This is a genomic window from Lactococcus sp. UBA7128, assembly GCF_002492185.1.
Lineage (GTDB): Bacteria > Bacillota > Bacilli > Lactobacillales > Streptococcaceae > Lactococcus > Lactococcus muris.
Map to the genome: position 1 here is coordinate 1 of NZ_DKXK01000037.1, position 9,107 is coordinate 9,107.

The following is a 9,107-nucleotide window of genomic DNA, read 5'->3' on the forward strand; positions in this document are numbered from 1 at the left end:
GATAGAATCTGAATGAGTCATAGGAATCCTTAACTAAAGTGTTTGTGTCGTAACTCCATTTTAGCGAATTTCTATGGCTTTTTTCCTACAAAAAAATGGCAGTAGATTTTCATCTACCACCATACAGTATACAGAACCATTTTTTCTAGCACAATGGTTTATTGCTGACCTATCCATATTTATTCTATAAATGGTTGGATAACCTTAGTGTTTAAAGCTAACTTTTTTAGTCATTCGAAAGCCCTAAGGCTTTCGATTTTTTGATTGAGAATTGTCGGATTTCTGATTTTTGTGTGATATCTGGCAATAAACTTTCTCTATCACAGTGTTTTAGTGTGGCTACTGATATATTGTACGTTTGTGGAACTTTTTCAAACTTAAGACGGGTCGTGATTGGAGGGAGAACAGTGTAAGAGGCAAAAGCTCTGGTGGAAAAAGACTAAGGCATATGGAAATTAAAGTTATTTTCTCCCGTTTTTTTCGGAAACTGATATAATGATTCTAAGAAACTGAGATAATATTAGCTTTTGTGATCTTGTAAAGTTTCTGGAGAAGCATTGACTTCTCCCCTTTGAATGAAAGAGGTTTTGTATGAGTTATTCGAGTGACGAGTCGTTTAATAAGGCCACTTCAGCAGGCTTTATTATTGCGCTTGGCGTAGTTTATGGTGATATTGGCACAAGTCCTTTATATACCATGCAGTCGATTGTTTCAGGACAGGGCGGCCTTCAAAATGTTTCGGAGAGTTTTATCTTAGGGGCCGTATCGCTAGTTATTTGGACTTTAACACCGATTACAACGGTTAAGTATGTTTTGATTGCACTCCAAGCGGATAATCATCATGAAGGGGGAATATTTTCACTCTTCACTTTAGTGCGTCGTATGGCCAAATGGTTAATCATACCAGCCATGATTGGAGGAGCGACTCTGCTTGCAGATGGGGCTTTAACACCGGCAGTCACAGTGACATCTGCTGTTGAAGGCTTAAAGGGAGTACCAGGATTAGGAGAAATTTACGCCAGTCAATCATGGGTTGTTGTGACCACGCTTATTATTTTGGCGGTTCTCTTTCTTATCCAAAGGTTTGGTACAGGACTTGTTGGGAAGATGTTTGGACCGATAATGTTTATTTGGTTTGCCTTTTTAGCTGTAACAGGCCTTTTTAATTCTTTGACAAACCTAGAGATTTTTAAGGCTATCAATCCTTACTATGCTCTGCATCTTCTTCTAAGTCCAGAAAATAAGGCTGGTATCTTTATCTTGGGTTCTATCTTTTTGGCTACAACAGGGGCAGAGGCGCTTTATTCTGACCTTGGACATGTAGGGCGAGGAAATATTTATAGGAGCTGGCCTTTTGTCAAGCTGTCTATTGTTTTGTCTTATTGTGGTCAAGGGGCTTGGTTGCTCGCGCATAAGGGAGGAGACTTGGAAGGGATGAATCCTTTCTTTGTGATTATACCTTCTGAGATGATGATTTATGCGGTTATTTTAGCGACTTTTGCCTCGATTATTGCTTCCCAGTCCTTAATCTCAGGATCATTTACTTTGGTTTCAGAAGCGATTCGTTTAAAACTTCTGCCAATGATGCGCATCTACTACCCAGGAAAAACTTTAGGACAGCTTTATATTCCAGCAGTGAATTTTGCCTTATGGGTGGCAACCAGCGGCATTGTCCTGTATTTCAGAAGTGCCGAGCATATGGAGGCAGCTTATGGTTTGGCGATTACTGTTACTATGTTGATGACAACAGTTCTCTTGTCTTACTATTTGATTTACAAAGGCGTTAATAGAGTATTGTCTTATTTAATTGCTGCCTTTTTTGCCAGTATCGAATTCATCTTTTTTATCGCCTCTGCAGCAAAATTTGTCCATGGTGGCTATGTTGTTGTTATCATGGCAGCATTGATTGTGTTTGTGATGTTTATCTGGTTTCAATCAAATAAAAGTGTGAACAGATATATAAAATCTTTGAATCTCAATGACTTTAAAGGACAGCTCAAGGCTTTAAAAGAAGACAGAGAGATGGATCTTTATCAGACCAATATTGTCTATTTGAGCAACAAAATGGAGGGGGATTTTATTGATCGCTCCATCTTGTATTCTATTTTGGATAAAAGACCAAAGAAAGCAGAGGTTTATTGGTTTGTGAACGTCAAGGTTACGGATGAGCCGTGGACTTCAGAATATGAAGTCGACATGATGGGAACAGATTACATTGTCAAAGTTCATCTTTACTTAGGTTTTCGCATGAAACAAGAGGTGCCGCGCTATCTGAGAACAATAGTGAAAGACTTAATCGCATCAGGAAGATTACCTAAACAAAAACAAAAATATACGACAATGCCAGGCCGAAATGTTGGTGATTTTAGATTTGTTGTTATTGAAGAACGTGTGACAAATGCACAAGAGCTTCCAAGTTTTGATCGATTTGTGCTGAAGGCAAAAGCTGCCATCAAACGATACACAGCGACGCCAGATCGCTGGTTTGGTTTACAGTTCTCAGAAGTTTCTTTGGAAAGAGTGCCATTAATTTTATCAGACGTACATAATTTAGATATTTATGAGCGTGTCAAAACGGAAGAAACCGAGGAAGATACGTTTGAAAATGTGAGAAACGAAAACCATACCGCTGAAAAATAAGAATAAATCGTAAAAAATAAAAGAGAAATCCCTAATCATGTAGTTTTATTTTCATGAATTTTAAATAGAAGAACTTTTTCATCAGTTTTAGCGATTTTCCCAGTTACTTTTTTGCTTTAGAATCAATGGACACTTTACAGCCTCTACTAAAATAATCAAAGAATGAAAAAATTTTGTGAAAAATTGTGATATTATAATACTATGAGTAAAAGACAGTGATAGAGTAAACAGAGTTCATAGGAATTTATGAAAAATAAAGTTAGGGGATACAAAACGTGAAAAAATATCAAAAAATATTAATGCTCAGTATCTTGATAATGTCTTCAGCACAGGGCGGAGTGATAGAGGCAAGTGAAGTGTTTTTAGATACTAAGGAAGACCAGGTCCAAATAACTTCTAGTTCTGAAAAGAACGTTATAGAAGACAGTGGCTTTAATACGAATGATTTAGAGATAGCTGATGATAAGGGGCTTCCACCAGAGAGTTCAAATGAAAATAGCGGTTCCAAGGATGAAAGTTCTTCAAAAGTAGACAGTGAAGCAGAGAAAAGCAGTTCAAGTGAAAATGAAAACGTTATAGAGGGAAAGACGACTGAAAAGCCTAAGAAAGCTGATGGTATGGAAGAAGCCAGCAAGAAAGGAACTTTTCAAAAAAGTTTATCAGGAAAAAATCTTCCAAAGGTTCTTGTAAGGCTCAAGCAATTACCAGTAAAAAATTCAGGTTCTCCATTTAGAGATACATCAAGGTCGATATTTAAAAATCATATCAATTGGATATATAGTCGAGGAATTACGACAGGGTATACGCCAACAACATATAATCCCGAAGCGAAAGTAACTCGAGGGGAGATGGCTGTATTTCTTTACCGACTAGCAGGTGCTCCAGCCTATAATCCTCCATTTAACGTTTATACAGATGTAAGCCAGTATAAAAATCAAATTCTTTGGTTGACTGCAGCAAATATTTCAAATGGAACAGCACCGTACTATAACCCAAAAGGTAAGGTAACACGAGGACAGATGGCTGCATTTCTGCACAGAATGGCAAAAGTATCAGGAAAAGCTCCTGTTTCTGGAAAATATAATCCAAGATTTTGGGATGTCAAAGACAGTATGTTTAAGAATGACATTGGTTGGCTAAGTTCGAAAGGAATCACGACAGGATATACACCGACATCCTTCAATCCTGATGCAGACATTACACGTGGGGAGATGGCCGCCTTCCTTTATCGCTTTTATAATGTCACAGTAAATAATCAGAAACTTCCCCCAGCTCCACAACCCTATGCGAATCAGCCTGTATATTATTCTCAGCTCGATTCAAGATGGAAAAATATCAGATTGAATGCATCTAACGTAGGGGTATCAGGCTGCGTTCCTACTAGTCTCGCGATGATTTTACGAGGCAGCTATGGAATGAATGTGGACCCAGGAATTGTTGCTAAAAAAGCTGACACTATTAGTCGCGAAAGTTTTGGTCTTTCGGGTAGGGACTTGATAAATACTGCAAAGTCATATGGCCGTAGTGTTGAGGTGATTCATACTAAGGAAAGAGCCGCTTCCTTGCTGAAAGCAGGCTATCCACTGGTTTTTTACATCAATGTAGGGATTGGTCATGCAGTAGTTGTTTCTGACTACAACAACGGTCTGGTAAATGTTAACGATCCTTATGGTAGATTATTCTATCCCACAGGTAAAACGAGTTTAAATGAATTGTGGGGACGTCCTAGTCAAGATGCAATGGATTGGAACGCAGGTAGACCCGTCTTTGCAGTTAAATAGGAGAGAGGACATGAAAAAGTTAGTCGTGATATTTCTTTTAGGCATAAGTTTTTTGGGCTTATCTGGATGTAACCATGAAGCAACAGAGAGGCAATCCCCAAAACAATCAAGCTCAGAAATGCCTAAGAGTGAAAAAAGTACAGAGCAATCTAAGCCAGCTAAAACAAAGGAATCAACAAGTCCAAAAGAAAACACTCCCAAGAAAAGTGATAGGGCGGAAGATGCTAAAGTATCAGATGATCCCCAAGCTCCTAAGTCAGAGGACACTGTAAGAACTGAAGAAGGGAGGACAACCGATTTAGGGAAAGCACGTATTATTTTATACGAGGCAGGGATTGACTCGCATTCATTAACGAATGAGGAAATTTTAGGGATATGGAAACGTTCGCAAGGAACTAAAGATTTCGTAAAAAATGTAAAAGAAGTATTAGCGAAAAATGAACATTAAATATTTCTGACAAAACTTCTAAAAGAAGATTGCCGTCATTTATTGGGAATGTTCAAAAAAATTTAGAAATCATCAATAATTGCTAATAAAGTTATGAGAATGATGCCCTAGCAACAGTGAAATCGAGAAATATTAATTTCTCGATTTTTTGGATACAGGCAAGTAAATTCTATCAGAAAAACAAATTTAAAGTAAATGTTATTTTAACGTAAATGTAACGATAGAAACCTCAAAAAGAAATGAAAGATAAATTAAAAACCTTGAATTAGAAACTTTATTATGATAAAGTTAGAAAAAGAAAAGAACCCAAACTTTGCAAGACGGAGAGTAACGGGGCTCTTTTTTGTGTAAAATTGCAAGAGACATAAAAAGGAAAGGTTTGAGGAACTAAGGATGTTCAAAGATAAGTGTATCAAAGGATTCAGGATGTGGAAATCCGGGAAGAAATGGTGTGTATCTGGTGCAGTATTTATCATGGTATTGTTCGGACCATCTGATATATTAGGTGCTGCGGATGTCATTACTCATCCTTTAGAGGGAGAAACTTCTGTCACGAGTGCCCCAAATACTGGTTCATCAGCTGATAATGTTAAGCCGAACACAGTTACAAATGAGGCAGCTTCAACAGAAACAGATAAGGGAAGCGGTACCGAAGGAGTAGGAAAACTACGCAGAGTATCTACAGCTGCAGCAGAAGCTATGAATCTTAGTTTAGATATGAATGCAAGTACGACAACTACTGAACATGATGTCAGTTTTAATCTGACCTCTGATGGTGTAGGATGGCCGAGTAGTCCAGCCGAATCTAAACAATTTGGAGTTGCAGGTAATTTTACTGCTGGGCAAGTGATAACAATAACTGTTCCTAAAGGAATAGTGGTCTCAACATATGATGCTGTTGCAGGTATGACTGTGTCAAAATCTCAAAGTGGGGAAAATACAGTATTAACTTATACGGCAACAACTGATATCACTGCATCGTTCAATGTTTCTTACTATTTTGGAACTCAAGGAAACAATGCTCAATTTGCTCCTGGTTCTACTACTTTACCCGTGACTGTAACCAGTGACGCGACGACTGTTTCAGGTAACATCATTGCGGTAAATCCTACAACAAGTAGTGCAACTGCCAGAGTTCATAACACAGCAGTGTCTAATAATGTCTTTACAGCAGATGGAAATTCGACCTATAACTTTGTTTTGGGCATAAAGACAACACCAGATTTTACGGATTCAAGTCAACAAATTACCCAAGCAATACATGCTAAAATGTCAGGTGTCATTCATGTACCAAAGGGATTTGTCCTTACAGGAGCTTCTGTTGCCAATTATTTAGATACTCAAGCCAATGCTCCAACAGACGGAAGTGCAGTTCCACCAATTCCAAGCGGTTTGACACAACCAGGGGGAGCAGGTTCTGACATTATCGTATCTGATATAGTTGGTGGAGGTTACAACCGGTACAATGAAGCTTTTCTGTACTTGTACGGCTATTTTGCCACAGGAACTGAAGCTGGTACATATAATTTCTCAACGGACTTATCTCTTCATCCACAATATTATGATGGAACAGTTGGAAATATTCCTGTAAGCAGAGGAAGTTTTTCTGATATCACTATTGGTTCTGCAAACCCAGGTACGATGACTGCAAAATATGGCGGGGTTTTAGAAGGCTATGATGCAAATAGCTTAGATTTAGACCATGCAGGTTTTTATTCAAAAACAATCAGTAAAGATACGGGAGTAACAGGATTTGTCACAGGGAAGACATCAGACACATCTGTCAATAAAATTACAACCCTTCCTACAGTGGCAGTTGATTTCTTGGATACAACTGTAAACCAGACAAATGAGCTGCGAGATTATAAAGTAACACTTCCAGAAAAATGGTGTGGAAATACAACGGATATTGTTCTTTCTACTATTTCAAGAGGAATCGTAAGTGATAGTGGAAATGAGAATAACAATGGGCCTTTTACTGTTGTTATGGACAATGGCAGTACGTACACAGTGAGCTCCTTGAATAGTGCTGATGCAGCTATTACTTCAGCTATTTCGGCCGGAGCGCATATTAAAAGTATCTCAGCCCAAGCTAAAATCCTTGCAGGAAATAACATTCAAGTTCAGTTAAGAAATGCTGTTATTGAAGACGGCGCTTATAATAACGGAGACAGAGTTCCTATCCAACTAGATGTTCACAGTGTGACCTCTAATACTGATATAAGCGTAGTAGGACATTTAAAATACTTTGATGAAAGTACAGTAAGTTCTTCACAATTTAGTGTAAGGAACACACTTGACTACAATATTTCTGGTACATATACTCAGGGACAAACGTTTACTACTGGCGCGAAGTGGACGTTGCTTAATAAAGAAACAACCTTGACTAACAGTATAGACGGAAGAATATTAATCCCTGGAACAGCTATTGCCGGAGCTACAGCTGATGTTAAATTGCCTACCATAATCATAAGTAGTGTAGATAAAGGAATGATAGACCTTGACCAAAGTAAACTTGGAGATTGGGGTTGGAGATATAATGGGAAGAAATATTCTCCGGTAATTACCGATATGGGAATAGACCCAACGACTGGTGAACATTTAACAAAGTTAGATTTTTCACAATATACTGTTACAATCCCAGCAGACACAAACCCAGATAGGGCGTTTATGTTTCCAGATGCGTTGCCGTGGAAAGTTAGCGATATCGCTGCTCCCGCAACTGGTGTAACTTCTCATTGGATTTCACAATTGATAGACAACAATAAGGATGAGCTTCATCCTGTCTATGGTGGAAAAACTTATGATGGTTCTACTGGGATGAAATGGACAGTTACAGCTCCAGCTCATATTGCTGCAAAAGTAGGAATAGCGGGAAGCAAAACAGGGGAAAATACTTTTTACACGGAGAAAACTGGGAGTGCTGGCTTTGACAGAGGGTTGAAATCTGATGACTCAGACGATAACAACTCTGGACGTATTATGTTATCAGTGACCAATGGTTCACCTGGAGACTATACAAATGCCCAGGAAGTTGCTGTTTTACCAAGTGTTGAAAACGGTGATAAATTTACACTTAACTTAACAGGACCTGTAAATGGAATCCAAGGAACAGGAGCAAGAGTCCTCTACTCTACAAAAACGTATTCTCTTCCTAAAAGTGGGTCCTATCAAACGCTAGATTTAACGACCAGTGATTGGGTGGATGAGAGTAAAGTAAATGATTGGTCTACAGTACGTTCTGTTGCTCTTGTTTCAGATAAGTTAGCTTCTCAAAATGTATTGGCGGGCTATCTACCTATAGCGGTTGCTGACATTAAAAATACGAAGATTGCTGACACTGCAACTGTACAAAGCTACAGTTATGCTAAGGGTGCAATTGAGGGCAGTGACTTAAGCACAAATACCCCGATGAAAGCTCAAATTTACGGTATTCCGCAGATTAATGTACATTATGTAGAAACAACAGATGGTACAACTTCAAACGGTAATGTATTGGCAGATACGGAAACGATTACTGGGGTGGATACTAATGGAACGAATCCAGCTTATAAAACATATCAATCTCAGAAAAAAGATATTCCCGGATATACTTATAAAGGTCTAGCTCAAAACTCTGCACCTGCTTCTGGAACGTTGACCGATGATACTAATGATGTCACTTATCTCTATGCTAGAGATGAACAAAAAGTTCAAATCCATTATATTAATGTAAGTGGAAGTGATAAAACAAGTGATTGGAAACCTGAAGATGGCATAGAATTAAAAGACGCTCTTCAAACATTAACCGGTTACTCTGGAGAAACTTATACAAACACTCTTGCTGTCCCTAAAGGGTATGATTTAGTGAGTGCAGATTCAGGGGCAACAAGTGGTAGTTATGATTTTGATTCAAACGTTACACAGAATGAATACGTTTATGTGAAAGCACAGAGTCAAAGAGTCTTGTACAACGTTATTGATGACACAACAAAAACTAACCTAGAAAGTTCAGTTTTATTTGACAGTGGCGACACTGATGCACCATTGAGCAAAACTCAAGAAGACTTGCAAAAAATTGCTGAAGCTTATGAAAGTAAAGGCTACAAAGTAGATAGTGTTGATAAGTTGCCTTCTAAGTTTGATAATGATAAGAACCAAGATCAAATAGTAAACATCTACTTGTCTCATTTGACTACAACTGTGACTCCAGAACAACCGGGCACACCAGGCAATCCAATTGATCCAAATCAGCCAGA

At 38.4% G+C, this 9,107-nt stretch carries 4 protein-coding genes; all 4 read left to right on the top strand.

Annotated features, from left to right (window positions below; all coding sequences use genetic code 11):
* The first annotated feature begins 591 nt into the window (after window positions 1–591).
* A complete protein-coding gene (locus tag B4H39_RS04650) occupies window positions 592–2,640 on the top strand; it encodes a potassium transporter Kup (protein WP_251421600.1) in 2,049 nt (682 codons plus the stop codon).
* Between the two features lie 299 nt (window positions 2,641–2,939).
* Window positions 2,940–4,421, top strand: coding sequence for an S-layer homology domain-containing protein (locus tag B4H39_RS04655; protein WP_274708630.1), 1,482 nt, complete (start codon window positions 2,940–2,942; stop codon window positions 4,419–4,421).
* Between the two features lie 10 nt (window positions 4,422–4,431).
* A complete protein-coding gene (locus B4H39_RS04660) occupies window positions 4,432–4,869 on the top strand; it encodes a hypothetical protein (protein ID WP_251421595.1) in 438 nt (145 codons plus the stop codon).
* A 426-nt stretch (window positions 4,870–5,295) separates the two neighbouring features.
* A partial coding sequence (locus B4H39_RS04665; RefSeq protein WP_349680279.1) for a mucin-binding protein occupies window positions 5,296–9,107 on the top strand: 3,812 nt, incomplete at its 3' end.